This is a genomic window from Streptomyces sp. NPDC048420 (genome assembly GCF_040651535.1).
In the GTDB taxonomy this organism is placed as follows: Bacteria; Actinomycetota; Actinomycetes; order Streptomycetales; family Streptomycetaceae; genus Streptomyces.
In genome coordinates, this window is record NZ_JBEZKG010000020.1 from 78,795 (window position 1) to 102,576 (window position 23,782).

The 23,782-nt window shown below is 69.3% G+C and carries 22 protein-coding genes and 3 pseudogenes; 19 read left to right on the forward strand and 6 right to left on the reverse strand.

What is annotated here, in order from left to right:
• The first annotated feature begins 22 nt into the window (after nucleotides 1–22).
• The 14 genes from AB0D34_RS33345 to AB0D34_RS33410 all read left to right on the forward strand — a co-directional run bounded on the left by AB0D34_RS33345 (nucleotide 23) and on the right by AB0D34_RS33410 (nucleotide 12,765).
• Entirely contained in the window at nucleotides 23–670 is a 648-nt protein-coding gene (locus AB0D34_RS33345) for an L-threonylcarbamoyladenylate synthase (RefSeq protein ID WP_362668402.1), read from the forward strand.
• Nucleotides 667–1,341 carry a protein-tyrosine-phosphatase gene (locus AB0D34_RS33350; RefSeq protein WP_362668404.1) on the forward strand — a complete coding sequence of 225 codons (675 nt, stop codon included), beginning with the start codon at nucleotides 667–669 and terminating at the stop codon, nucleotides 1,339–1,341. The genes AB0D34_RS33345 and AB0D34_RS33350 overlap by 4 nt, the downstream gene beginning before the upstream one ends.
• Before the next feature lie 69 nt (nucleotides 1,342–1,410).
• Nucleotides 1,411–2,652 (forward strand): serine hydroxymethyltransferase, encoded by a 1,242-nt coding sequence (gene glyA, locus AB0D34_RS33355; protein ID WP_362668406.1) that lies wholly within the window; start codon nucleotides 1,411–1,413, stop codon nucleotides 2,650–2,652.
• A gap of 129 nt (nucleotides 2,653–2,781) precedes the next feature.
• Complete coding sequence (locus AB0D34_RS33360) at nucleotides 2,782–4,089, forward strand: MraY family glycosyltransferase (protein WP_362668409.1); 1,308 nt, start codon at nucleotides 2,782–2,784, stop codon at nucleotides 4,087–4,089.
• 309 nt (nucleotides 4,090–4,398) lie between these two features.
• Nucleotides 4,399–4,830, forward strand: a complete 432-nt coding sequence (locus AB0D34_RS33365; protein ID WP_362668412.1) for a hypothetical protein — start codon at nucleotides 4,399–4,401, stop codon at nucleotides 4,828–4,830.
• A gap of 210 nt (nucleotides 4,831–5,040) precedes the next feature.
• Nucleotides 5,041–5,886, forward strand: a complete 846-nt coding sequence (gene atpB, locus AB0D34_RS33370) for a F0F1 ATP synthase subunit A (RefSeq protein ID WP_362668414.1) — start codon at nucleotides 5,041–5,043, stop codon at nucleotides 5,884–5,886.
• Between the two features lie 77 nt (nucleotides 5,887–5,963).
• Nucleotides 5,964–6,194 carry an ATP synthase F0 subunit C gene (atpE, locus tag AB0D34_RS33375; protein ID WP_006381669.1) on the forward strand — a complete coding sequence of 77 codons (231 nt, stop codon included), beginning with the start codon at nucleotides 5,964–5,966 and terminating at the stop codon, nucleotides 6,192–6,194.
• A gap of 42 nt (nucleotides 6,195–6,236) precedes the next feature.
• On the forward strand, nucleotides 6,237–6,788 hold the full coding sequence (locus tag AB0D34_RS33380; protein ID WP_030320299.1) for a F0F1 ATP synthase subunit B: 552 nt from the start codon (nucleotides 6,237–6,239) through the stop codon (nucleotides 6,786–6,788).
• Nucleotides 6,785–7,600: a F0F1 ATP synthase subunit delta gene (locus tag AB0D34_RS33385; RefSeq protein ID WP_362668416.1), complete on the forward strand. Its 816-nt coding sequence runs from the start codon at nucleotides 6,785–6,787 to the stop codon at nucleotides 7,598–7,600. Before AB0D34_RS33380 ends, AB0D34_RS33385 begins: the two co-directional genes overlap by 4 nt.
• A gap of 125 nt (nucleotides 7,601–7,725) precedes the next feature.
• Entirely contained in the window at nucleotides 7,726–9,318 is a 1,593-nt protein-coding gene (gene atpA / locus AB0D34_RS33390; protein WP_362668418.1) for a F0F1 ATP synthase subunit alpha, read from the forward strand.
• 20 nt (nucleotides 9,319–9,338) lie between these two features.
• On the forward strand, nucleotides 9,339–10,253 hold the full coding sequence (locus tag AB0D34_RS33395) for a F0F1 ATP synthase subunit gamma (protein ID WP_362668420.1): 915 nt from the start codon (nucleotides 9,339–9,341) through the stop codon (nucleotides 10,251–10,253).
• Nucleotides 10,253–11,689: a F0F1 ATP synthase subunit beta gene (gene atpD, locus AB0D34_RS33400; protein WP_362668422.1), complete on the forward strand. Its 1,437-nt coding sequence runs from the start codon at nucleotides 10,253–10,255 to the stop codon at nucleotides 11,687–11,689. The genes AB0D34_RS33395 and atpD overlap by 1 nt, the downstream gene beginning before the upstream one ends.
• Nucleotides 11,690–11,799: 110 nt before the next feature.
• Nucleotides 11,800–12,174, forward strand: coding sequence for a F0F1 ATP synthase subunit epsilon (locus AB0D34_RS33405; RefSeq protein WP_362668425.1), 375 nt, complete (start codon nucleotides 11,800–11,802; stop codon nucleotides 12,172–12,174).
• Between the two features lie 144 nt (nucleotides 12,175–12,318).
• Nucleotides 12,319–12,765, forward strand: coding sequence for a DUF2550 domain-containing protein (locus AB0D34_RS33410; protein WP_359033581.1), 447 nt, complete (start codon nucleotides 12,319–12,321; stop codon nucleotides 12,763–12,765).
• A gap of 5 nt (nucleotides 12,766–12,770) precedes the next feature.
• Here AB0D34_RS33410 and AB0D34_RS33415 read toward each other — a convergent pair whose 3' ends face one another.
• The 3 genes and pseudogenes from AB0D34_RS33415 to AB0D34_RS33425 form a co-directional block, all read right to left on the reverse strand.
• The gene (locus AB0D34_RS33415) at nucleotides 12,771–14,591 is read right to left on the reverse strand and encodes a glycoside hydrolase family 18 chitinase (RefSeq protein WP_362668428.1); all 1,821 of its coding nucleotides are present in this window, start codon (nucleotides 14,589–14,591) and stop codon (nucleotides 12,771–12,773) included.
• Nucleotides 14,592–14,711: 120 nt separating this feature from the next.
• Nucleotides 14,712–15,353: pseudogene (locus AB0D34_RS33420) on the reverse strand (response regulator transcription factor).
• Nucleotides 15,350–16,519, reverse strand: a complete 1,170-nt coding sequence (locus AB0D34_RS33425) for a histidine kinase (protein ID WP_362668430.1) — start codon at nucleotides 16,517–16,519, stop codon at nucleotides 15,350–15,352. Before AB0D34_RS33425 ends, AB0D34_RS33420 begins: the two are co-directional and overlap by 4 nt.
• 152 nt (nucleotides 16,520–16,671) lie before the next feature.
• On the opposite strand from AB0D34_RS33425, the gene AB0D34_RS33430 reads away from it, so the two are divergent.
• Nucleotides 16,672–17,202: a hypothetical protein gene (locus tag AB0D34_RS33430; protein ID WP_362668432.1), complete on the forward strand. Its 531-nt coding sequence runs from the start codon at nucleotides 16,672–16,674 to the stop codon at nucleotides 17,200–17,202.
• Here AB0D34_RS33430 and AB0D34_RS33435 read toward each other — a convergent pair.
• Together AB0D34_RS33435 and AB0D34_RS33440 are read right to left on the reverse strand one after the other, a co-directional pair.
• Entirely contained in the window at nucleotides 17,199–17,771 is a 573-nt protein-coding gene (locus tag AB0D34_RS33435; protein ID WP_362668435.1) for a cob(I)yrinic acid a,c-diamide adenosyltransferase, read from the reverse strand. The two genes, AB0D34_RS33430 and AB0D34_RS33435, sit on opposite strands and share 4 nt — an antisense overlap.
• A gap of 13 nt (nucleotides 17,772–17,784) precedes the next feature.
• Nucleotides 17,785–17,988: pseudogene (locus tag AB0D34_RS33440) on the reverse strand (ABC transporter permease); the annotation flags it as partial.
• 110 nt (nucleotides 17,989–18,098) lie between these two features.
• Here AB0D34_RS33440 and AB0D34_RS33445 point away from each other — a divergent pair.
• The 4 genes and pseudogenes from AB0D34_RS33445 to AB0D34_RS33460 all read left to right on the forward strand — a co-directional run.
• Nucleotides 18,099–18,539 (forward strand): annotated as a pseudogene (locus tag AB0D34_RS33445) (TetR/AcrR family transcriptional regulator); the annotation flags it as partial.
• Between the two features lie 137 nt (nucleotides 18,540–18,676).
• Nucleotides 18,677–19,525, forward strand: a complete 849-nt coding sequence (locus AB0D34_RS33450; RefSeq protein ID WP_362668437.1) for a 3-hydroxyacyl-CoA dehydrogenase family protein — start codon at nucleotides 18,677–18,679, stop codon at nucleotides 19,523–19,525.
• 188 nt (nucleotides 19,526–19,713) lie between these two features.
• Complete coding sequence (locus tag AB0D34_RS33455) at nucleotides 19,714–20,037, forward strand: STAS domain-containing protein (protein ID WP_030574316.1); 324 nt, start codon at nucleotides 19,714–19,716, stop codon at nucleotides 20,035–20,037.
• 229 nt (nucleotides 20,038–20,266) lie between these two features.
• A complete protein-coding gene (locus AB0D34_RS33460) occupies nucleotides 20,267–22,801 on the forward strand; it encodes an ATP-binding protein (RefSeq protein ID WP_362668440.1) in 2,535 nt (844 codons plus the stop codon).
• Between the two features lie 78 nt (nucleotides 22,802–22,879).
• Here the strand turns inward: AB0D34_RS33460 and nucS are convergent, their stop codons facing one another.
• Complete coding sequence (nucS, locus tag AB0D34_RS33465; protein ID WP_037721480.1) at nucleotides 22,880–23,551, reverse strand: endonuclease NucS; 672 nt, start codon at nucleotides 23,549–23,551, stop codon at nucleotides 22,880–22,882.
• Between the last annotated feature and the right edge of the window lie 231 nt (nucleotides 23,552–23,782).

Sequence of the window (23,782 nt, forward strand, 5' to 3'; positions counted from 1 at the left end):
TGTACGAGGAGGCCCGCTAGACATGGCTCGGCGATACGACACCAACGACGCGACCGACCGCACGACCGGTCTGCGCGAAGCCGCGTCCGCCGTCCGCCGTGGCGAGCTCGTGGTCCTCCCGACCGACACGGTGTACGGCATCGGCGCCGACGCGTTCTCCTCCGAGGCCGTCCAGGACCTCCTGGAGGCCAAGGGCCGCGGCCGCAACATGCCCACGCCCGTGCTGATCGGCTCCCCGAACACCCTCCACGGTCTCGTCACCGACTTCTCCGAGCTGGCCTGGGAGCTGGTCGACGCCTTCTGGCCGGGAGCGCTCACCCTGGTCGCCAAGCACCAGCCGTCCCTGCAGTGGGACCTGGGCGACACAAGGGGCACGGTGGCCGTCCGGATGCCCCTGCACCCCGTCGCCATCGAGCTGCTGACCGAGGTCGGCCCCATGGCGGTCTCCTCCGCCAACCTGACGGGCCACCCGTCCCCGGAGGACTGCGACGCAGCCCAGGAGATGCTCGGCGACTCGGTCTCCGTCTACCTCGACGGCGGCCCGACCCCCGGCAACGTGCCGTCCTCGATCGTCGACGTCACCCGTGAGGTGCCCCTGCTGCTGCGCGCGGGCGCGATCTCCGCGGACGAGCTCAGGAAGGTCGTACCCGACCTCGAGGTGGCGAATTGACGGCCCCTGACGCGGGGCGTGGCATATGGGACGGGGAAGAGACGCGGACCTTCACAGGGCTCCCGCGTGACAGCTTCCGCATCCTCCACGTCAGCACCGGCAACGTGTGCCGCTCGCCGATCACCGAGCGGCTGACCCGGCATGCCCTGGCGGACCGGCTCGGCGACCCGCTGTGGGGCGGGGTCGTGGTGGAGAGCGCGGGGACCTGGGGGCACGAGGGCGCGCCCATGGAGGCCAACGCGGAGGCGGTCCTGGCCGACTTCGGCGCGGACGCCTCCGGCTTCACCGGGCGCGAACTCCTCGACGAGCACGTCATCATGGCCGACCTGGTCCTGACCGCGACCCGCGACCACCGTCAACAGGTCATCTCCATGGGCCACTCGGCGGGCCTGCGCACCTTCACCCTGAAGGAGTTCACCCGCCTGGTGAAGGCGATAGACCCGGCGACCCTGCCGCCCCTGGAGGACGACGGCCTGGTCATCCGCGCCCGAGCCCTGGTCCGCGCGGCAGCGGCTCTACGCGGGTGGCTCCTGGCCCCCACCGCCGAGGCCGACGAGGTCTTCGACCCGTACGGCGCCCCCCTGACCTTCTTCCGCTCGATCGGGGACGAGATAAACGAGGCGCTGGATCCGGTGGTCACCGCTCTCACAGGTGTACCTGCAAGGGCGTAACGACCGAGCACCCCACCGGCCCCGGGCCTACATTGGGTGTACGTCATCGTCGACGCCCCGGAGCCCACCATGTCGGTCACCCATGCCCCTGAAACCGCCGACGTCCTCGCGCGGCAGGACCCCGAGCTGGCCGAGATCCTGCTCGGGGAGCTCGACCGGCAGTCGTCGTCGTTGCAGTTGATCGCGGCCGAGAACTTCTGCTCGCCCGCGGTGCTGGCCGCGCTCGGCTCGCCGCTGGCCAACAAGTACGCCGAGGGCTATCCGGGCGCCCGTCACCACGGCGGCTGCGAGATCGTCGACGTCGCCGAGCGGCTCGCGGTGGGCCGCGCGAAGTCCCTGTTCGGCGCCGAGCACGCCAACGTGCAGTCGCACTCCGGTTCGTCGGCCGTCCTCGCCGCCTACGCCGCTCTGCTGCGCCCCGGCGACACCGTCCTCGCCCTCGGCCTGCCCTACGGCGGCCATCTCACCCACGGCTCGCCCGCCAACTTCTCCGGCCGCTGGTTCGACTTCGTCCCCTACGGCGTCGACGCCGAGACCGGGATCATCGACTACGACCAGGTGCGCACGCTCGCCCGCAGTCACCGGCCCAAGGCCATCGTCTGCGGCTCCATCGCCTACCCCCGGCACATCGACTACGCCTACTTCCGCGAGGTCGCCGACGAGGTGGGCGCGTATCTCATCGCCGACGCCGCCCACCCCATCGGGCTCGTCGCCGGGGGAGCGGCGCCGAACCCGGTGCCGTACGCCGACGTCGTCTGCGCCACCACGCACAAGGTGCTGCGCGGCCCCCGCGGCGGGATGATCCTCTGCGGGAGCGAGCTGGCCGAGCGGGTCGACCGGGCCGTCTTCCCGTTCACCCAGGGCGGCGCGCAGATGCACACCATCGCGGCCAAGGCGGTCGCGTTCGGCGAGGCGGCGACGCCGGCGTTCACGGCGTACGCCCATCAGGTGGTCGCCAACGCGCGGGCCCTCGCGGCCGGGCTCGCGGGGGAGGGCCTGGTCGTCACCACGGGCGGGACCGACACCCATCTGGTGACGGCCGACCCGGCGCCCCTCGGCGTCGACGGACGGACCGCGCGCGGCCGGCTCCTGGCCGCCGGGATGGTGCTCGACTGCTGTGCTCTGCCGCACGCGGACGCCCGGGGCCTGCGTATGGGCACCGCCGCGGTGACCACGCAGGGCATGGCCGAGAAAGAGATGGCGCAGATCGCCGCACTGCTGGCAGGGGTGCTGCGGGGCGAGACGGAGACCACGCGGGCTCGTGAAGAAGTGCGGGATCTCGTCGGCGGATTTCCGCCGTATCCGGCCTGAGCGGGGGTAGTTGCACCAGGGTGCACAGGCATACGTGCAACCATCGGCCCTACCCGGAAGTCCACAACCATATGCGAGCGTCGCTAGGGTGTGGTGCTGAGATGGCCAGCGAGACCTGTGGGGAAGCCCGTGCGTGAATACCTGCTGACGCTCTGCATCACGGCCGCGGTGACGTATCTGCTGACAGGGCCGGTACGGAAGTTCGCGATCGTGGCCGGAGCGATGCCGGAGATCAGGGCCCGTGACGTGCACCGGGAACCGACTCCGCGGCTCGGCGGTATCGCCATGTTCTTCGGACTGTGCGCGGGCCTGCTGGTCGCCGACCACCTGACCAACCTCAGCGAGGTCTTCGAGAAGTCGAACGAACCGCGCGCGCTGCTCTCCGGCGCCGCCCTGATCTGGCTGATCGGCGTCCTGGACGACAAGTTCGAGATCGACGCCCTGATCAAGCTGGGCGGCCAGATGATCGCCGCCGGCGTGATGGTCATGCAGGGTCTGACGATCCTGTGGCTGCCCATCCCCAGCGTCGGCTCGGTCGCGCTGACCCAGTGGCAGGGCACCCTGCTGACGGTGGCGCTCGTCGTCATCACCATCAACGCGGTGAACTTCGTCGACGGCCTCGACGGCCTCGCGGCCGGCATGGTCTGCATCGCGGCGGCGGCGTTCTTCCTGTACGCCTACCGGATCTGGTACTCGTACGGCATCGAGGCGGCCGCCCCGGCCACGCTGTTCTCGGCGATCCTCATGGGCATGTGCCTGGGCTTCCTGCCGCACAACATGCACCCCGCGCGGATCTTCATGGGCGATTCCGGCTCGATGCTCATCGGCCTGGTCCTGGCCGCGGGCGCGATCTCCATCACCGGGCAGATCGACCCGGACGCACTGAAGCTGTTCGCCGGGTCCGAGAAGGCGGCCGTGCACCAGACGGTCCCCGTCTACATCCCGCTGCTGCTGCCGCTGACCATCATCGCGGTGCCGGCCGCCGACCTGATCTCGGCGATCGTGCGCCGCACCTGGCGCGGCCAGTCGCCGTTCGCCGCCGACCGCGGCCACCTGCACCACCGGCTCCTGGAGATCGGGCACTCGCACAGCCGCGCGGTGTGGATCATGTACTTCTGGTCGGCGCTGATCGCGTTCGGCTCGCTCGCCTACTCGGTGAACTCCGCGTCCATGTGGATCGTGCTCGGTGTGGTGTTCCTCAGCGCCATCGGGCTCGTGCTGCTGCTCCTGCCGCGCTTCACCCCGCGCGCCCCGATGTGGGCCCAGCACATCGTGCCGCCGCGCTACCGGCGCAGGCGTCCCGCGCTCGCGGAGGCCGTGGCGGAGGCGGAACAGCGCACCCCGGTCGCCGTGGGAGTGGCGGGAGTCAACGGCGCGACCGCTCTCAGCGCCCGTTCACACGTCCCGGAGAGGCGTAAGGCCGGATCGTCGCGCTGACGCCCAAGGTAAGAATCTGACTAAAGCATTGCCAACGCGTGGGAGTTCGGCGGGACGACAAACCGCCCTTATACCAGACAAGTCGACCGCGTTTCTGCACAGACGGGCGCGTTCACTCTCATGTGTGACAGCAAGCACACCTTCTAGGTAAAGACCGCATCAAATAGTTTGTGATACGGTTCACGAGAACCCAGGGCGGAGCCGAAGGACCGTGGTGCGACGGTCCATTGGCGTGAGGGTCACCCTCAGCCCGGGACTACGCTCGTCCATGACGACACCCTGCCCCCCTTTGAAAGCGGAGTTGCCGCCATGCCGTCCAACGACGTCCGGATCCTGGCTCAGGCCGCCGTGCCCACGGCTGCCGTCGGCGCTGTCGCCGCCGTCGTCAGTGGTGTGGTCGCCGGTGGCAAGGGGGCGATCGGGGCGGGTGTGGCGACGCTGATCGTCATTCTCTTCATGGGAATCGGCCTTTACGTCCTGCAGCGCACTGCCAAATCGCTTCCGCACCTCTTCCAGGCGATGGGCCTGATGCTGTACGCGGCTCAGATCCTGCTGCTGTTCGTCTTTGTCGCGGCGTTCAAGAACACCACGCTGTTCCACCCCAAGGCTTTCGCTCTCACGCTGGTCGTCGGCACCCTCGCCTGGATCGCCGCACAGACCCGCGCCCACATGAAGTCCAAGATCCTCTACGTCGAACCCGATTCGGGCACCAAGCCCGAAAAAACGGGGCACTCGTCGTGAGAGGTAGGGCCGGGATAAATGCGACCGAGAGACCCTGCTATCGTCCGGTGCCAACTGCGGCATCGCGGGCGCGGGCATCCGAGCTGACGCCTGCTCGAACGCGAGGCTCGATGCCCCCCGGCCGCCCCCACATCCGTTACACCAGTCCCGTGCCGAATCGCGGTCATGCGCCGCGCCGACACAACGAGGTTGCCGTTCCTATGCGCCACGATGAAGGAGCCCGCGGTGAGTGCTGACCCGACGCAGACGCTCGCTTTCGACACGAGCTGTCACCTGTTCGACGGGTGTGGCTTCGACACGGTCGCTCCGGGCCTCCACTCGTTCCTGTTCGAGCCGCTCATGGGCGACGCGGACGGCAGCGGCTTCTACTTCAACAAGCCGATGTTGCTGGCCCTGCTCGGCTCGGTCATCATCGTGGGCTTCTTCTGGGCCGCGTTCGCCCGCCCGAAGATCGTCCCCGGCAAGCTCCAGATGGTCGCCGAAGCCGGCTACGACTTCATCCGCCGAGGCATCGTCTACGAGACGATCGGCAAGAAGGAGGGCGAGAAGTACGTTCCGCTCGCCGTCTCGCTGTTCTTCTTCATCTGGGTGATGAACCTCTGGTCGATCGTGCCGGTCGCCGCCTTCCCGGTGACCTCGATCATCGCCTACCCGATGGTCCTCGCCGCGATCGTCTACATCCTGTGGGTCTCGCTGACCTTCAAGCGCCACGGCGTGGTCGGAGCCTTCAAGAACTTCACCGGCTACGACAAGTCGCTGGGCGCGGTGCTCCCGCTGTCGATGACCATCGAGTTCGCGTCGAACCTGATCGTCCGTCCGTTCACGCACGCGGTGCGACTCTTCGCGAACATGTTCGCCGGTCACACCCTGCTGCTGCTCTTCACCATCGCCAGCTGGTACATGCTGAACGGCATCGGTATCGCCTACTCCGGCGTCTCGTTCGTGATGGTCATCATCATGACGGCCTTCGAGCTCTTCATCCAGGCAGTGCAGGCGTACGTCTTCGTCCTCCTGACCTGCACCTTCATCCAGGGCGCGCTCGCCGAGCACCACTGAGCACCGCCCCCGCAACACCCCTAGAGACATCCGGTGGCCAACCCCCACCGGTCACTGAAAGAGAAGGAAGAACCGGCATGTCCGCTCTCCAGACCCTCGCTGCGGTCGAAGGCAACCTCGGCTCCATCGGTTACGGCCTCGCCGCGATCGGCCCGGGCGTCGGCGTCGGCATCATCTTCGGTAACGGCACGCAGGCTCTCGCCCGCCAGCCCGAGGCTGCCGGCCTCATCCGCGCCAACCAGATCCTCGGCTTCGCGTTCTGTGAGGCGCTGGCCCTCATCGGCCTCGTCATGCCGTTCGTCTACTAAGACGAACCACGACGACAGCCCCATTCGACGAAAGGCACTGATGTGAACCACGCACTGGTTCAGCTGGCGGCCGAGGCGGAGAAGGAGAATCCCCTCATTCCGCCGTGGCCGGAGCTCGTCATCGGCCTGATCGCCTTCGTCATCGTCTTCGGCTTCCTCGCCAAGAAGCTCCTCCCGACCATCAACAAGGTTCTGGAAGAGCGTCGCGAGGCCATCGAGGGCGGTATCGAGAAGGCCGAGGCCGCGCAGACCGAGGCCCAGAGCGTCCTTGAGCAGTACAAGGCACAGCTCGCCGAGGCCCGCCACGAGGCAGCGCGACTGCGCCAGGAGGCGCAGGAGCAGGGCGCCACGCTCATCGCCGAGATGCGCGCGGAAGGCCAGCGGCAGCGCGAGGAGATCGTCGCCGCCGGTCACGCGCAGATCGAGGCGGACCGCAAGGCCGCGTCCTCCGCGCTCCGCCAGGACGTCGGCAAGCTCGCCACCGACCTGGCGGGCAAGCTCGTCGGTGAGTCCCTTGAGGACCACGCCCGGCAGAGCCGCGTCATCGACCGCTTCCTCGACGACCTCGAGGAGAAGGCCGAGGCCGCGCGATGAACGGAGCGAGCCGCGAGGCCCTGGCAGCCGCACGCGAGCGTCTCGACGCGCTGACGGACAACACGTCCGTGGACGCCGGCTCGCTCGCCGACGAGCTGGCCGCCGTCACCGCGCTGCTCCACCGCGAGGTGTCGCTGCGTCGGGTCCTGACCGACCCGGCGCAGGCCGCCGAGGCCAAGGCCGACCTGGCCCAGCGCCTGATCGGTACGCAGGTCGGCGGCCCCGCCGCGGACCTGGTGACCGGCACCGTGCGCTCCCGCTGGTCGCAGTCGCGCGACCTGGTGGACGCGCTGGAGGAGCTGGCGAACATCGCCGACCTCACCGCCGCGCAGCGGCGGGGCACGCTCGACAACGTCGAGGACGAGCTGTTCCGGTTCGGCCGGATCGTCGCCTCGAACACCGAGCTGCGCGCCGCGCTGACCAACCGCGCCGCGACGGCCCTGGCCAAGGGCGAGCTGCTGCGCAGCCTGCTCGGCGGCCGTGCCGATGCGACGACCGAGCGTCTGGTGACGCGCCTTGTGGCCGCGCCCCGGGGACGTAGCCTGGAGTCGGGACTCGAGTCCCTGTCCAAGCTCGCCGCCGCGCGCCGGGACCGCATGGTGGCCGTCGTCACCTCGGCGGTTCCGCTGAGCGACCAGCAGAAGCAGCGTCTGGGCGGTGCCCTGGCGAAGCTCTACGGCCGCACGATGCACCTCAACCTCGACGTGGACCCCGGGGTCGTCGGCGGGATCCGGGTGCAGGTCGGCGACGAGGTCATCAACGGCTCGATCGCGGACCGCATCGAGGACGCCGGCCGCCGCCTGGCGGGCTAGCAGCAACTTCATAGCAGTACGTACTTACGACGGCCCTGGTTGGGCCGTACATGAAGAATCCTGGGGGTCGCCCCCAGACCCCCAAAGTGAAACTTCGGGCCCAACAAGGAGAGCAGGGAACCCAGATGGCGGAGCTCACGATCCGGCCGGAGGAGATCCGGGACGCACTGGAGACCTTCGTCCAGTCGTACAAGCCGGACGCGGCCTCGCGCGAGGAGGTCGGTACGGTCACCCTTGCCGGCGACGGCATCGCGAAGGTCGAGGGTCTGCCCTCGGCCATGGCCAACGAACTGCTGAAGTTCGAGGACGGCACCCTCGGCCTCGCGCTCAACCTGGAAGAGCGCGAGATCGGCGCCATCGTCCTCGGTGAGTTCAGCGGCATCGAGGAGGGTCAGCCGGTCTCCCGTACCGGTGAGGTCCTCTCCGTGGCCGTCGGCGAGGGCTACCTCGGCCGCGTCGTCGACCCGCTCGGCAACCCGATCGACGGCCTCGGCGAGATCGAGACCAGCGGTCGACGTGCCCTTGAGCTGCAGGCTCCGGGCGTCATGGCCCGTAAGTCGGTGCACGAGCCGATGGAGACCGGCTACAAGGCCGTCGACGCGATGACCCCGATCGGCCGTGGCCAGCGTCAGCTGATCATCGGTGACCGTCAGACCGGCAAGACCGCCCTGGCCGTCGACACGATCATCAACCAGCGCGACAACTGGCGCTCCGGCGACCCGAAGAAGCAGGTCCGCTGCGTCTACGTCGCCATCGGCCAGAAGGGCTCGACCATCGCCTCCGTGCGTGGCGCCCTCGAAGAGGCCGGCGCGCTGGAGTACACGACCATCGTCGCCGCCCCGGCGTCCGACCCGGCCGGCTTCAAGTACCTGGCGCCGTACACCGGTTCGGCCATCGGCCAGCAGTGGATGTACGAGGGCAAGCACGTCCTCATCATCTTCGACGACCTCTCGAAGCAGGCCGACGCCTACCGCGCCGTGTCCCTGCTGCTCCGTCGTCCGCCGGGCCGTGAGGCCTACCCGGGTGACGTCTTCTACCTGCACTCCCGTCTGCTGGAGCGCTGCGCGAAGCTCTCCGACGACCTGGGCGCCGGCTCGATGACCGGTCTGCCGATCGTCGAGACCAAGGCCAACGACGTCTCGGCGTTCATCCCGACCAACGTCATCTCCATCACCGACGGCCAGTGCTTCCTGGAGTCGGACCTCTTCAACGCCGGTCAGCGTCCCGCGCTGAACGTCGGTATCTCCGTCTCCCGAGTCGGTGGTTCCGCGCAGCACAAGGCGATGAAGCAGGTCTCCGGCCGTCTGCGTCTGGACCTCGCCCAGTACCGTGAGCTGGAGGCGTTCGCCGCCTTCGGTTCCGACCTGGACGCCGCGTCGAAGGCGCAGCTGGAGCGCGGTCAGCGTCTGGTCGAGCTGCTCAAGCAGCCCCAGTACCAGCCGATGGCCACCGAGGACCAGGTCGTCTCCGTGTGGGCAGCCACCACGGGCAAGATGGACGAGGTTCCGGTGGGCGACATCCGCCGCTTCGAGAAGGAGCTGCTGGAGTACCTGCACCGCAAGGAGCAGGGCCTCATGACCTCCATCAAGGAGGGCGGCAAGATGTCGGACGACACGCTCACCGCCATCGCCGACGGCATCGCGGACTTCAAGAAGCAGTTCGAGACCTCGGACGGCAAGCTTCTCGGCGAAGACGCGCCGGCCGCCACGGCCAAGTGACGACGGAAGGGACCTGACTCATGGGAGCCCAGCTCCGGGTCTACAAGCGTCGCATCCGATCCGTCACCGCGACCAAGAAGATCACCAAGGCGATGGAGATGATCGCCGCCTCGCGCGTCGTCAAGGCGCAGCGCAAGGTGGCGGCCTCCACGCCGTACGCGCAGGAACTGACGCGTGCGGTCACGGCGGTCGGTACCGGCTCGAACACGAAGCACCCGCTGACCACGCAGGCCGAGACGGTCGTGCGGTCCGCGGTGCTGCTCCTGTCGAGCGACCGTGGTCTCGCGGGTGCCTTCAACTCCAACGCCATCAAGGTCGCGGAGCGGCTGACCGAGCGTCTTGAGGCCGAGGGTAAGGAGGTCGACACGTACATCGTCGGCCGCCGCGGTCTGGCCCACTACAACTTCCGCGAGCGCAAGGTCGTGGAGTCGTGGTCGGGCTTCACCGACGAGCCCAGCTACGCGGACGCCAAGAAGGTCGCGGCTCCGCTGATCGAGGCCATCGAGAAGGACACGGCCGAGGGCGGCGTGGACGAGCTCCACATCGTCTTCACCGAGTTCGTCTCGATGATGACGCAGACGGCGCTCGACGACCGACTGCTTCCGCTCAGCCTCGAAGAGGTGGCCAAGGACGCCCCCCAGGGCGAGATCCTTCCGCTGTACGACTTCGAGCCCTCGGCGGAGGACGTCCTCGACGCCCTGCTGCCGCGGTACGTCGAGAGCCGTATCTACAACGCACTGCTCCAGTCGGCTGCCTCCAAGCACGCCGCCACGCGCCGCGCGATGAAGTCGGCCACCGACAACGCGGGAGACCTGATCACCAGCCTCTCCCGACTTGCCAACGCGGCCCGCCAGGCCGAAATCACCCAGGAAATCAGCGAGATCGTCGGTGGCTCCGCAGCCCTGGCCGACGCGACCGCGGGGAGTGACAGGTAATGACGACGACAGTTGAGACGGCCGTTGCCACGGGCCGCGTCGCCCGGGTCATCGGCCCGGTCGTCGACGTGGAATTCCCCGTCGACGCCATGCCCGACATCTACAACGCCCTTCACGTCGAGGTGGCCGACCCGGCCGAGGACGGCGCGAAGAAGACGCTGACCCTGGAGGTCGCCCAGCACCTGGGTGACGGCCTGGTCCGCACCATCTCCATGCAGCCCACCGACGGTCTGGTCCGTCAGGCCGCGGTCACCGACACCGGCACGGGCATCACCGTCCCGGTCGGCGACTTCACCAAGGGCAAGGTGTTCAACACCCTCGGTGAGGTGCTGAACTCCGACCAGAAGTACGACGGCGAGCGCTGGTCCATCCACCGCAAGGCCCCGAACTTCGACGAGCTCGAGTCGAAGACCGAGATGTTCGAGACCGGCGTCAAGGTCATCGACCTTCTCACCCCGTACGTCAAGGGTGGAAAGATCGGTCTGTTCGGCGGTGCCGGCGTCGGCAAGACGGTGCTCATCCAGGAGATGATCTACCGCGTCGCCAACAACCACGACGGTGTCTCCGTGTTCGCCGGTGTCGGTGAGCGCACCCGTGAGGGCAACGACCTCATCGAGGAGATGGCCGACTCGGGCGTCATCGACAAGACCGCGCTGGTCTTCGGCCAGATGGACGAGCCCCCGGGCACCCGTCTGCGCGTGGCCCTGGCCGGTCTGACCATGGCGGAGTACTTCCGCGATGTGCAGAAGCAGGACGTGCTGTTCTTCATCGACAACATCTTCCGCTTCACCCAGGCCGGTTCCGAGGTCTCGACCCTGCTCGGCCGGATGCCCTCCGCGGTGGGTTACCAGCCGAACCTGGCCGACGAGATGGGTCTCCTCCAGGAGCGCATCACCTCGACCCGTGGTCACTCGATCACCTCGATGCAGGCGATCTACGTCCCCGCGGACGACCTGACCGACCCGGCCCCGGCCACCACCTTCGCCCACCTCGACGCGACGACGGTTCTCTCCCGTCCGATCTCCGAGAAGGGCATCTACCCGGCCGTGGACCCGCTGGACTCCACGTCCCGGATCCTGGACCCGCGCTACATCACGGCGGACCACTACAACACGGCCATGCGTGTCAAGGGTGTCCTCCAGAAGTACAAGGACCTCCAGGACATCATCGCCATCCTCGGCATCGACGAGCTCGGCGAGGAGGACAAGCTGGTCGTCCAGCGTGCCCGTCGCGTGGAGCGCTTCCTGTCCCAGAACACCCACGTCGCCAAGCAGTTCACCGGCGTCGACGGGTCGGACGTCCCGCTGGACGAGTCGATCGCGGCCTTCAACGCGATCATCGACGGCGACTACGACCACTTCCCGGAGCAGGCGTTCTTCCTGTGCGGTGGCATCGAGGACCTGAAGGCCAACGCCAAGGAGCTGGGCGTCTCCTGAGCCTCGCGCTCGTCTGAGGGGGCGGGGCACGTCCCGCCCCCTCATTCACGCCCACTAGACTTGTAACCAACACCCGGCAGACCCGCCGGGTGGTGACCCGAGGAGCCACCTTGGCTGCTGAGCTGCACGTCGCGCTGGTCGCGGCCGACCGAGAGGTCTGGTCCGGCGAGGCCACCCTGGTCGTCGCGCGCACCACGTCCGGCGACATCGGCGTCATGCCCGGTCACCAGCCGCTGCTCGGTGTGCTGGAGTCGGGCCCGGTGACCATCCGTACGAGTGACGGTGGAACGGTCGTCGCCGCGGTGCACGGCGGTTTCATCTCGTTCGCCGACAACAAGCTGTCGCTGCTGGCCGAGATCGCCGAACTGTCGGACGAGATCGACGTCCAGCGCGCGGAGCGCGAACTGGAGCGTGCGAAGGCGGAGGGCGATGCCTCCGCCGAGCGTCGCGCCGACGTACGACTGCGTGCGGCGGCGGGGCGCTAGAGGCGCACGGAGCTGTATGACGTCACTCAGCCGCGACTGGCACCGGAGCGATCCGGAGCCGGTCGCGGCTGAGGCAGATCTGGATGTTTTTTCCGTTCCGTTACCTATTTCGAAGGTACCTAGGAGACGAGGAGGTCGGTGTCGATGGTCCTCGCTCTGACTGTGTGCGGAATTGTCGTGGCCCTGGTGGTACTGGGCCTGTTCGTCTTCGGTCTGCGCCGCAGACTCATCCAGCGCTCCGGCGGCACCTTCGACTGTTCCCTGCGCTGGGACGTCCCGGAGAAAACCGACACCAGCGGCAAGGGCTGGAGCTACGGCGTCGCCCGCTACAACGGCGACCGCGTCGAGTGGTACCGCGTCTTCTCCTACGCCTACCGCCCGCGCCGCGTCCTGGAACGCGCCGCGATCGAGGTCGCCGGGCGTCGCCTCCCCGAGGGCGAGGAGGAGCTGGCGCTGCTCTCCGACGCCGTCATCCTGACCTGTCTGCACCGGGGCACGCGTCTCGAACTCGCCATGAGCGAAGACGCGCTGACCGGTTTCCTCGCGTGGCTGGAGGCAGCCCCGCCCGGTCAGCGAGTCAACGTGGCCTGACAGGCTTACCGCAGCCCGCTGTTGATGGCGCTCACCAGCTCGCCATTGCCGGTGTCACCGCTGAACTCCCAGAAGAACGCGCCGCCCAGGCCCTGGTTCTTGGCCCAGGTCATCTTGCCGGCGATCGTGGCGGGGGTGTCGTAGGACCACCAGTTGTTGCCGCAGTAGGCGTACGCGGTGCCCGCGATGGTGCCGGTGGCCGGGCAGGAGTTCTTGAGGACCTTGTAGTCCTCGATGCCGGCCTCGTAGGTGCCGGGTGCCGCGCCGGTCGCCGAGCCGCCGGGGGCGGCCTGGGTGACGCCGGTCCAGCCGCGGCCGTAGAAGCCGATGCCGAGCAGCAGCTTCTTCGAGGCGACGCCCTTCGACTTCAGCTTGGCGATCGCGTCGGCGGAGTTGAAGCCCGCCTGCGGGATGCCGGCGTACGAGGTCAGCGGGGAGTGCGGGGCGGTCGGGCCGTCCGCGTCGAAGGCGCCGAAGTAGTCGTACGTCATCACGTTGTACCAGTCGACGTACTGGGAGGCGCCGCCGTAGTCGGCCGCGTCGATCTTGCCGCCGGAGGAGCCGTCGGCCGTGATGGCCGCGGTGACCAGGTAGTTCGGGCCGAACTGCGCACGCAGCGCCGACATCAGGTTCTTGAAGGCGGCGGCCCCACTGGTGTCACAGGTCAGACCGCACGCGTTCGGGTACTCCCAGTCGATGTCGATGCCGTCGAAGACGTCGGCCCACCGCGGGTCCTCCACCACGGACTTGCAGGAGGCGGCGAACGCGGCCGGGTTGGCGGCGGCCTGCGCGAAGCCGCCCGAGTAGGTCCAGCCGCCGAAGGAGTAGAGCACCTTGATGTGCGGGTACTTGGCCTTGAGCTGGCGCAGCTGGTTGAAGTTGCCGCGCAGCGGCTGGTCCCAGGTGTCGGCGGTGCCGGAGACCGACTGGTCGGCGGTGTAGGCCTTGTCGTAGGCGGCGTAGGTGTCGTCGACGACGCACTTGCCGTCCTTGACGTTGCCGAACGCGTAGTTGATGTGCGTGATTTTCGAGGCGGAACCCGAGGTCACCAGGTTCTTGACGTGGTAGTTGCGGCCGTAGACGCCCCACTCGGTGAAGTAGCCGAGCTTGACCTTGTTTCCCGGAGGGGGTTCCGTGGTGCCGCCGGTGGTGCGCACGGCGACCGCGCCGCTGGCGGGTCCGGTCTGGTCGGCGGTGTCACGGGCCTGCACGGTGTACGAGTAGTCGGTGCCTGCGGTCAGCCCGCTGTCCGTGTACGAGGTCGTCGTCACGGTCGCCACCTTGGCACCGTCGCGCAGCACGTCGTAGTTCTTGACGCCCTTGTCGTCGGTGGCGGAGCTCCAGGCCAGCTTCACCGAGGTGTTGGTGATGGCGGAGGCGGTAGGGGTGCCGGGCGCGGACGGCGCCGCGTCTCCCGGGGTGGAGCCGCCGTCACAACTGCCGCCGTTCAGCTTGCAGCCCGCGGGAGAGCCGGAGCCGGTGCCGTTGAAGCCGAAGGAGACGGAGGCGCCGGGGGCGAGGGTGCCGTTCCAGGACTTGTTCTTGGCGGTCCAGTGGGTGCCGGAGGAGGTGACATCGGCGTCCCAGGCGGAGGTGACGGAGGTGCCGGAGGGGAAGTCCCACTCGACGGTCCAGGAACTGAGGCTGGTGGTACCGGTGTTCTTCACCGTCCACTTGCCTTCGAAGCCGGTGCCCCAGTCCTGGGTCTTGGCGTAGGTCGCGGTGGCGGAGGTCGCGGCCTGGGCGGGGCTCGCGAGGCCGACCAGGCCGGCGAAGGGGAGCAACAGTGTCGCGAGTCCTGCTGCGGCTCTGTGTCTGAAGCGCATCGTGCGCCTCCTCGGGGAGTTGGGGGCGTGACTGAGCCTTCACGCCCACGGTGCCGCGAGAATAGAAAGGTCTGGACCACAGGTCAATAGGTCTGGACCACTCTGGTACGGAGGGCCGTTCTAAACCCCCAACTCCTGTGCCAGCACGGCCGCTTGCACCCGGCTCCTCAGCTCCAGCTTCCCCAGCAGACGGCTGACGTGCGTCTTCACCGTCGCCTCCGCCATGTCGAGGCGGGCCGCGATGTCCGCGTTGGACAGGCCCTCGCCGAGACAGGAGAGCACCTCGCGCTCGCTTCGGGTGAGGGCGTCGAGGACGGCGGGATCGGCGGCCGGCTCCCGTACCGGCCTGGCGGCGAACTCCGAGATCAGACGGCGGGTCACGGCGGGCGCGATCAGGCCCTCCCCGCGCGCCACGGTCCGCACCGCTTCCAGCAGATCCCTGGCCTCCGTGTTCTTCAGCAGGAAACCGGCGGCACCGGCCCGCAGGGCTCCGAACACATACGCGTCGAGGTCGAAGGTGGTCAGCACGAGAACGTCCGCGAGCCCTTCCCGGACCACCTCCCGGGTCGCCGACACCCCGTCCAGACGCGGCATCTACACGTCCATCAGCACCAGGTCGGGCCGAAGCTCCCGGGCCAGCGACACCGCCTGCTCACCGTCCGCCGCCTCACCGACCACCTCGATGTCCGGGGCGCTGCGCAGGATGAGGACGAGCCCGGCGCGGACGGCGGACTGGTCCTCGGCGACGAGGACGCGGATCATTCGGATTCTCCTTCCGACACGGGGAACGTGGCGTGTACGGCCCACAGCGCGCCCCGCGGACCGGCCCGGAACGTGCCGCCGAGGAGCGCCGCCCGCTCCCGCATCCCGGCGAGGCCGGCGCCCGAACCGGGGGCCCGCGGGCCGTCCTGGTGGCCGTAGGGGCTGATCACCCTGACGTCGAGCAGACCGTCCCGGCGGGCGAGGGCGACCGTGACCCGGCCGGGGCAGGCGTGCTTGAGGGCGTTGGTCGGGGACTCCTGGACGACCCGGTACGCGGCGAGTTCGACCGGCGCGGGCACCCTGACTTGCTCGTCGGTGTCGAGGTGCACGTCGAGGCCGTTGGCGCGGGCGCCGTCGACCAGCGCGGCGAGACCGTCGAGGGTGGGTGCGGCGGCGGGCTCGGTGTCGCCGCCGGCGTCGCGCAGGATGCCGATCAGCCGCCGCATCTCGGCGAGGCCCGCCACGCTGTTCTCCCGGATGACGGACAGGGCCTGCTTCGAGGTGGCCGGTTCGTCGAGCGACAGCGCGGCCGTGGAGTGGATGGCGATCGCCGACAGGTGGTTGGCGACCATGTCGTGCAACTCCCGTGCCATGCGCGCGCGTTCGGCGGTGACGGCCTGGGCGCGGTCGATCTCGGCGAGCAGCGCGGTCTGTTCGGCGCGCAGCCTGGCCGCCTCGGCCGCGTCACGGTGGTTGCGCACGATCCACCCGGTGGCGGCGGGCGCATAGGCCACGACCCCGACGACCACACCGATCAGCAGCGCCTCCGCCGTCCGCCACACCGCGAACGGCACCAGCGTCCCGGCCACGGTGAGCAGCCCGGTGATCCACTGGATACGGCGGGCCGAGGCGAGCGGGCCGTACAGCACGGCCGCGTAGACGACGTCGGTGAACATCAGGAGCGTGGCGATGTTCCCCTGGGTCACCAGGTCGGCGCAGATCTCGGCGGTGCCGGTGAGCAGGGCCGTGCGGGGGGCCGTGCGGCGCAGCAGCTCGCAGCCGGCCAGCACGGTGAGCGGTACGAGGACCGGCCAGGGACCGTCGAAGAGCGTCATCGGGTCGCTGGACCTGCGGGTGCCCAGGCCGACGCCCGCCAGTAACAAGCCGCCGAGCAGCCCGCCGGCCGCGATGTACACGTCGAAGCGGTGCGGGCGGGGGAGGGCCATGACTCCATCCAACACGGTGTCCGCGCCCCGCGCCTGATGCCGGGGAACGGTCCTGGACTGCATCTTTCGATGTACGGCGACTTCGTCACCGCCGACGACGAAAGCGGCGGGCCCCGGCGCGAGCCTGGAAGGGTGAGTGAGAGGAGCGAGTCGTGATCGTCGGACTGATCGTCGCGTGCGAGGTGGCCTTCTGGGTACTGCTGGCCGCCGGACTGACCTTCCGCTACGGGCTGCGGATGCCGCGGGTAGGGCTGGCCCTGCTGCTGTGCGAGCCACTGCTGGAGCTCGTGCTGTTCACGGTCACCGCGATCGACCTGAAGAACGGCGCCGAGCCCGACTGGAAGCACGGTCTGGCCGCCGTCTACATCGGCTTCACCGTGGGCCTCGGGCACTCGACGATCAAGTGGGCGGACGCCCGGGTCGCCCACCGGTTCGCGGGTGGTCCGCCACCGGTGAAGCCCCCGAAGTACGGCATGGCCCGCGCCGTGCACGAGTGGAGGGTCGCGGGCCGCTGGATCCTCGCCGCACTGGTCGCCGCGGCCCTGCTGCAGGCCGCGGTCTGGTACGTCGGCGACGGGCAGACCGACTCGCTGCGGGCCTGGCAACAGCGCATGCTGTGGCTGATCGGCATCAATGTGGTGATCGCCGGCAGCTACACGCTGTTTCCCAAGCGCGCGCGTTAGCGCTCCCCGCCCGGCACCCAGAGCACATCCCCGACATCCTTGTTCGCCGTGCGCGCCAGAATGAACAGCAGGTCCGACAGCCGGTTCAGGTAGGTCGCCGTGAGCGGGTTCATGTGGTCGCCGTGGACCTCCAGGGCCGCCCACGTCGAGCGCTCGGCCCGCCGTACGACCGTGCAGGCCTGGTGGAGCAGGGCCGCGCCCGGGGTGCCACCCGGGAGGATGAAGGAGCGGAGCTTCTCCAGCCGCTCGTTGAAGCGGTCGCAGTCCGCCTCCAGCTTGTCGACGTAGAACTGCTCGACCCGCAGGGGCGGGAACCCGGGGTTCTCGACGACGGGTGTCGACAGGTCGGCCCCGACGTCGAACAGGTCGTTCTGCACCCGGGTGAGGACCTTGACGACCTCCTCCTCCAGACCGCCCAGGGCGATCGCCGTGCCGATCACCGCGTTCGCCTCGTTGGCGTCCGCGTACGCGGAGATCCGCAGATCGGTCTTGGCGACCCGGCTCATGTCGCCGAGGGCGGTGGTGCCCTGGTCGCCGGTCCTGGTGTAGATGCGCGTCAGATTGACCATGAGGTCAGCGTAGTTACGCCCCGGCCGTCCGGAACACGCGTGTGCCGACCGTCACGGCGAGCACCGTGAGCCCGACGGCGACCAGGACGCCGTACAGCATGTGATCCGTCGTGTACGAGCCGACGTACGCGACCCGCATGGCGTCCACCAGATGGCGGAACGGCATGAGGTGTGAGAGGACGTCCAGCCGGGCCGGGCCCAGGGTGAGAGGCCAGACGGGCCGGCTGTGCACCGCCACGCGCATAGCCGCGCCGACGGGCCTGCTGGGGCCCACCGCGTTCCGCTCGGGCACTGGAAGGGGCGACGGGTGAAGCCAGCCCGCGTTTCTATACCTACTTCCCGGCCAAGGAGGACCTCTTCCTCGACCGCTCCGCCGGTGTGGTCGAACGGCTCGCCCGGTGGGTGCGCGGCCGCGGCAAGGGGGAGTCGGCCGCCGCCGCGGCGCTGCGCGAGGAGGTCGAGGCGGTCTCACCGCGGGTCGGACTGATGTCCGGCTACGCCGCCTTCATTCGGGTCATCGAGAACGCGCCCGCCCTGCGCTCCCGGCTGTGGGCGATCGGGCAGGAGGTCGAGGCGAACCTGGAGGCGGCTCTGCGGGAGGAGGCCGGTGCCGACGGCGACCAGCCGATGCCGGGACTGATCGCCGGTCAGATCGGCAAGCAGGACGAACCGGACGAAGTATCACGAGAGACACCGGCGCTTCTCGACGGCTTGGAGGAGCTGTTGAGCGATAAGGTGCTCAACTACGCCGTACGAGACCACTCGTGACAGCTACTGGTGTGATGTCCGTCAGATGAGACGTGACGCGCATTACTAAGCGGTCACACAGCCCCTCACGAGCGCTAGGGTCCGCCGAAGAGGCAACCTGAAAAGGGTGTAAGGCGTTTCAAAGGGGAGTCGCAACAGTGGCACGGAAGCTTGCCGTCATCGGCGCCGGCTTGATGGGTTCCGGCATCGCCCAGGTCTCCGCCCAGGCGGGCTGGGACGTGGTGCTCAGGGACGTCACCGACGAGGCGCTGAAGCGCGGTACCGACGGCATCAAGGCTTCGTACGACAAGTTCGTGAGCAAGGGCAAGCTGGAGGCGCACGACGCCGACGCCGCCCTCGCCCGGATCACCGCGACCACCGATCTGGAAGCGGCCGCCGACGCCGACATCGTCGTCGAGGCCGTCTTCGAGAAGCTCGAAGTCAAGCACGAGATCTTCCGCACGCTCGACAAGATCGTCCGCGAGGACACCGTGCTGGCGTCCAACACCTCCGCGATCCCGATCACCAAGATCGCGGCGGCCACCGAGCGCCCCGAACGGGTCGTCGGCGTGCACTTCTTCTCGCCGGTGCCGATGATGCAGCTCGTCGAGCTGGTCCGCGGCTACAAGACGAGCGACGAAACCCTCGCCACCGCGCGGGAGTTCGCCGAGTCCGTCGGCAAGACCTGCATCGTCGTCAACCGGGACGTGGCGGGGTTCGTGACCACCCGTCTCATCTCCGCCCTCGTCGTCGAGGCGGCCAAGCTCTACGAGTCGGGCGTCGCGACCGCCGAGGACATCGACCTCGCCTGCAAGCTGGGCTTCGGCCACGCCATGGGCCCGCTCGCCACGGCGGACCTGACCGGCGTCGACATCCTGCTGCACGCCACCAGCAACATCTACACCGAGTCCCAGGACGAGAAGTTCGCCCCGCCGGAGCTGATGCGCCGGATGGTGGACGCCGGTGACATCGGACGCAAGAGCGGGCAAGGCTTCTACAAGCACTGAGGCCTCTACAGGCACGGGCGGCTCTTTCCGCCGCCGTAACCGCACAAGCCCCTCGGGTTTCACACTCGGGGGTGAATTCGGTATCGGTTCGCTTACAGACGGCAACCTCCGACCGCCCAACGCAGTCAGAGGTGTCATCACTGGACATCACATTCGTGGAGTACTACACGCAGTCACGGGGAGCGCATATGTACATCAGGGGCGACCACGCCGAGCTGGTCGTCGGGGGCCGCCTCGACGTCCGCAGCGCGGCGGACGCCCGTACGGTCCTGCACTCGGCCGTCGACGACGGAGTCGGCGACCTGGTGCTCGACCTGTCCGAGCTGGATTCCTGGGACGCCACGGGCCTCGGGGTGATCATGGGAGTGCACCGCAGGGCCGGCCGCTGCGGCCGCCGCCTGGTGCTGCGCGACGTACCGCCGCAGATGCAGCGCCTCCTGGTCGCCACCCGACTGCACCGGATCCTGGCGGTCGAGGGCGGCATCGGGGTGGAGTCACTGCCCCGCGTCTGACCCGCACGCCCCGGCGAAACGCATGGCACGCGCAATTCTCACGAGACTGTGACGTCTCGGACGGCGCGGTACCCCGGGCTGTCGTAGATACTGTGCGAAGGTTTAGGGTTCGGTCGCCCGCTGTCTGCATCCCTTCCAGCGGGCCCGGACCAGAAGCGACAGCGCAGTGTGCTGCAGGCCGGGAGGGGCCACTGACGGCACACAAGACGCTTTTGGGGGGCTTGAACCTATGGACCCGAACAACCGGGGACCCGAGGAGTACGGCCATGACGACGACGGCAGTCCGCCGCGTCAGCGCCCTCCCAGGGACTCCCTCACATCCGACTTCGGCCAGCACACGCCCGCGCTCGCCCGCACCGTGCAGCTCGTCGCCGGTGACTTCCTGCTCACCGTCAACCCCGTCGACGGCAGCGAGATAGAGGCCTGCCCGCCCGGGGAACGCCCGGGGCGACCCGAGAAGTTCAGCGCCACCGAACGCGCAGAGGTGGACCGCGCGGCCCGTCCGCCCGTCCCGCCCGGCCCCACCCGCACCGCGCTGCCGCTCCTGGCCCGCCAGGACGAGCGCGAACGACTCGTACGACTGCTCGCGCGTGGCCGCTCGGTACGGCTGACCGGCCCCGCCGGCTCCGGCCGCACCAGCCTTCTCGACCTGGTCGCCGAGGACTGCTCGGACCTCGCCCCCGACGGTGTCGTCCGCCTCTCCGGCTTCCACCGCACGCCGGGCGAGCTGCTGTACGACCTCTACTACGCCGTCTACAACTCGCCCCTGCACCGCCCGGACCGTGACGCGCTGCTCTCCTGTGTCCGGGAGGTCGGCGCGGTCGTCGTCCTCGACGACATCGAGTTCGGCGGCGCGGGCCTGGAAGAACTGCTCGACGCCACGCCCGAGTGCGCGTTCGTGATCGGCGCGACACCCGACGTGCCCGCGCCCTCCGCCGACTCCGCCGTCGAGGAGGTCTTCCTCGGTGGCCTGGAGCGCGCCGACGGGCTGGATCTGCTGGAGCGGTGCGTCGGCCGGGTGCTGACGGAGGAGGAGTCGAACTGGGCGGGCGACCTCTGGTTCGAGTCCGAGGGCCTGCCGCTGCGCTTCGTCCAGGCAGGCGCCCTGCTCAGACAGCGTGACCGGCAGCGGGCCGGAGCGAGTGCCGTCGACGAGTTCGGCGTCTTCGCGGACGCGACCCCGATCGACATGCCCCTGGAGGCGGACCAGGGCGAGGAGATCCCCCTGCCCGCACTCGGCGAGGCCGCCGCGCCGGCCCCGCTGCTCGCCTCCCGGCTGAGCGAGTCCGCGCGCGCCACCCTGCGGTTCGCCGTCGCGCTCGGCGGCGAGGTGCCCCACCAGGCGCACCTGCCCGCCCTGGTCGGCGACACCCACGCGGACGCGGCGCTCGGCGAGCTCGCCGCCTCGGGCCTGGTCTCCCCGGTCGGCTCCCGCTACCGGCTCGCCGCCGGGGTCCTCACCCAGCTGGAGGCCGCCGGATACGGTGACGACACCGAGGCCCGCGCCCTCACCGCCGCCCAGCACTACGGCTGGTGGGCCGGACACCCCTCGGTCACCCCCGAGCGGGTGTGCGCCGAGGCGGACGCCCTGCTCGCCGCCCTCACCGTGCTGACCCCGGCCACCACCGCGCCCGCCGAGGGCGAGGAGGCGGCCACCGTGCAGCTGGCCCGCACGGCGGCACCCGCGTTCGCCGCCGGCGGCCACTGGGGTGCCTGGGAGCGTGCTCTGCGGACCGGTGCCGAGGCCTCCCGGCTCGCCGGTGAGGTGTCCGAACAGGCCTACTTCCGCCACGAACTCGGCATCCTCGCGATCTGCGGCGGACAGCTCGACCGGGCCCGCTCCGAACTGGAGACCTCCATCGGCCTGCGCGGGGCGCTCGCCGACAAGCGCGGCACCGTCGCGGGCCGCCGCGCCCTCGCCCTGGTCTCCGACCGGGACGGGACCGCGCCCGGCCTGGCCGGCCTCGGCGCGATGGCGGGCGAGGAGGTGCCCGACGCCCGGTACGACGAGTCCGCCTCGCCGCCCGGCGGGGTCCCCGCGGCCTTCCCGCCGCTCCAGCCGCCGGGGGACTCGCAGACGATCGTCGTCCACCGCTCGCCGTCCACGCCCGCGCCCTCCCGCAAGGCCCGGGGCGGACTGAAGGGCCTCGCCAAGCGCAACCTCGTGGCGGCCGGCGCGGGTGCGCTCCTCGTGGCGGTGCTCGGCACGGTCGTGACCTTGGGCGCCACCTCCGACCACGACCCGAACGACCCGTCCACCCAGGTCGGCGTCAACCCGTCGGCCAGCGTCGGCATCGACGACGGCAACCTCGGCGCGGAGGCTCCGCAGGACGGCGACGACAAGGGCGACACGGGTACGGCGACATCCCGGCCGACCGATCCCGGCCCTGACGGCACGTACGGGACCTCGGACGATCCGACGCCCACGAGCGAGGCGAAGCCGTCCGACGATCCGAGCGGGACGCAGGGCGACCGTCCGTCCAGTTCGTCCAGGCCGTCGTCGCCGCGGCCGACGAACACGTCGAGGCCGCCGACCTCGCCGACCGGGAACCCGAGCGGCACCGGCTCCTCGTCACCGACGACGTCCGAGACACCGGACCCGTCGGTCACACCCACGCCCACGTCCACGTCCACCCCGACCGACACGACCCCGAGCAACTCCACCTCGGCCAGTGGCCCCGCCTCCACCGCCCCGGTGGAGACCAGTTCGGCCAGCGCCCCGGAGAGCAGCACCGTGAGCTCGCCGAGCGGGTCGGTCATCTAGAAACCTCACGCGACACAGGAGGGCCGGGTCCATGAAAAAGCGGACCCGGCCCTCGTCGTCGTAGAAGAAGCGGCGCTGTCAGAACAGCCGCAGCTTGTCGTCCTGGATGCCCCGCAGCGCGTCGTAGTCCATGACGTGGCAGCCGATACCGCGGTCGGTGGCCAGGACGCGGGCCTGGGGCTTGATCTCCTGCGCGGCGAAGATGCCGCGGACCGGGGCGAGATGGGGGTCGCGGTTCAACAGGTCGAGGTAGCGGGTGAGTTGCTCGACGCCGTCGATCTCGCCGCGCCGCTTGATCTCCACCGCGACGGTCTGCCCCTCGGCGTCACGGCACAGGATGTCGACCGGGCCGATGGCCGTCATGTACTCGCGGCGGATCAACGTGTAGCCGTCGCCGAGTGTTTCGATGCGGTCGGCGAGCAACTCCTGGAGGTGTGCTTCCACGCCGTCCTTGATCAGGCCAGGATCCACGCCGAGTTCGTGCGAGGAGTCGTGGAGGACTTCCTCCATCGTGATGATGAGCTTCTCGCCCGCCTTGTTGATGACGGTCCAGACGCCCTCCTCGTCGCCGGTGCCCTCCTTCAGTGTGCAGGGCGGCGACATCCAGTTCAGAGGCTTGTAGGCGCGGTCATCTGCGTGGATGGAGACGCTGCCGTCGGCCTTCACCAGGATCAGACGGGGGGCCGAGGGCAGGTGGGCGGTGAGCCGGCCCGCGTAGTCGACGGAACACCGGGCAATGACGAGACGCATGGTCGGCAACGCTACTCGACGGGCGCATGTCCACGCGATTCGGCCCGTAAGGCTGTGGAGAAACCCTGTTCACTTGTGGCCGATTGTGAGCCTGTAGGGAGTGCCCTTTGTTCGCATTCTCCTGGTGCCGTCACCGTCCGTTGCCTACCGTAGTAAACGGGAGGTCGCGAGGCATGTACTCAGAGTGTCCGGCAGCGCGAACTCCCTTTATCTGTCCGGCAACCCCTGAGG

What these genes read in the sequence shown, in the direction of transcription:
- AB0D34_RS33345 (WP_362668402.1), top strand. Translation starts at nt 23, where the DNA reads ATGGCTCGGCGATACGACACCAACGACGCGACCGACCGCACGACCGGT.
- glyA (WP_362668406.1), top strand. Translation starts at nt 1,411, where the DNA reads ATGTCGGTCACCCATGCCCCTGAAACCGCCGACGTCCTCGCGCGGCAG.
- AB0D34_RS33365 (WP_362668412.1), top strand. Translation starts at nt 4,399, where the DNA reads ATGCCGTCCAACGACGTCCGGATCCTGGCTCAGGCCGCCGTGCCCACG.
- atpB (WP_362668414.1), top strand. Translation starts at nt 5,041, where the DNA reads ATGAAGGAGCCCGCGGTGAGTGCTGACCCGACGCAGACGCTCGCTTTC.
- atpE (WP_006381669.1), top strand. Translation starts at nt 5,964, where the DNA reads ATGTCCGCTCTCCAGACCCTCGCTGCGGTCGAAGGCAACCTCGGCTCC.
- AB0D34_RS33385 (WP_362668416.1), top strand. Translation starts at nt 6,785, where the DNA reads ATGAACGGAGCGAGCCGCGAGGCCCTGGCAGCCGCACGCGAGCGTCTC.
- atpA (WP_362668418.1), top strand. Translation starts at nt 7,726, where the DNA reads ATGGCGGAGCTCACGATCCGGCCGGAGGAGATCCGGGACGCACTGGAG.
- AB0D34_RS33395 (WP_362668420.1), top strand. Translation starts at nt 9,339, where the DNA reads ATGGGAGCCCAGCTCCGGGTCTACAAGCGTCGCATCCGATCCGTCACC.
- atpD (WP_362668422.1), top strand. Translation starts at nt 10,253, where the DNA reads ATGACGACGACAGTTGAGACGGCCGTTGCCACGGGCCGCGTCGCCCGG.
- AB0D34_RS33410 (WP_359033581.1), top strand. Translation starts at nt 12,319, where the DNA reads ATGGTCCTCGCTCTGACTGTGTGCGGAATTGTCGTGGCCCTGGTGGTA.
- AB0D34_RS33415 (WP_362668428.1), bottom strand. Translation starts at nt 14,591, where the DNA reads ATGCGCTTCAGACACAGAGCCGCAGCAGGACTCGCGACACTGTTGCTC.
- AB0D34_RS33425 (WP_362668430.1), bottom strand. Translation starts at nt 16,519, where the DNA reads ATGGCCCTCCCCCGCCCGCACCGCTTCGACGTGTACATCGCGGCCGGC.
- AB0D34_RS33435 (WP_362668435.1), bottom strand. Translation starts at nt 17,771, where the DNA reads ATGGTCAATCTGACGCGCATCTACACCAGGACCGGCGACCAGGGCACC.
- AB0D34_RS33455 (WP_030574316.1), top strand. Translation starts at nt 19,714, where the DNA reads ATGTACATCAGGGGCGACCACGCCGAGCTGGTCGTCGGGGGCCGCCTC.
- AB0D34_RS33460 (WP_362668440.1), top strand. Translation starts at nt 20,267, where the DNA reads ATGGACCCGAACAACCGGGGACCCGAGGAGTACGGCCATGACGACGAC.
- nucS (WP_037721480.1), bottom strand. Translation starts at nt 23,551, where the DNA reads ATGCGTCTCGTCATTGCCCGGTGTTCCGTCGACTACGCGGGCCGGCTC.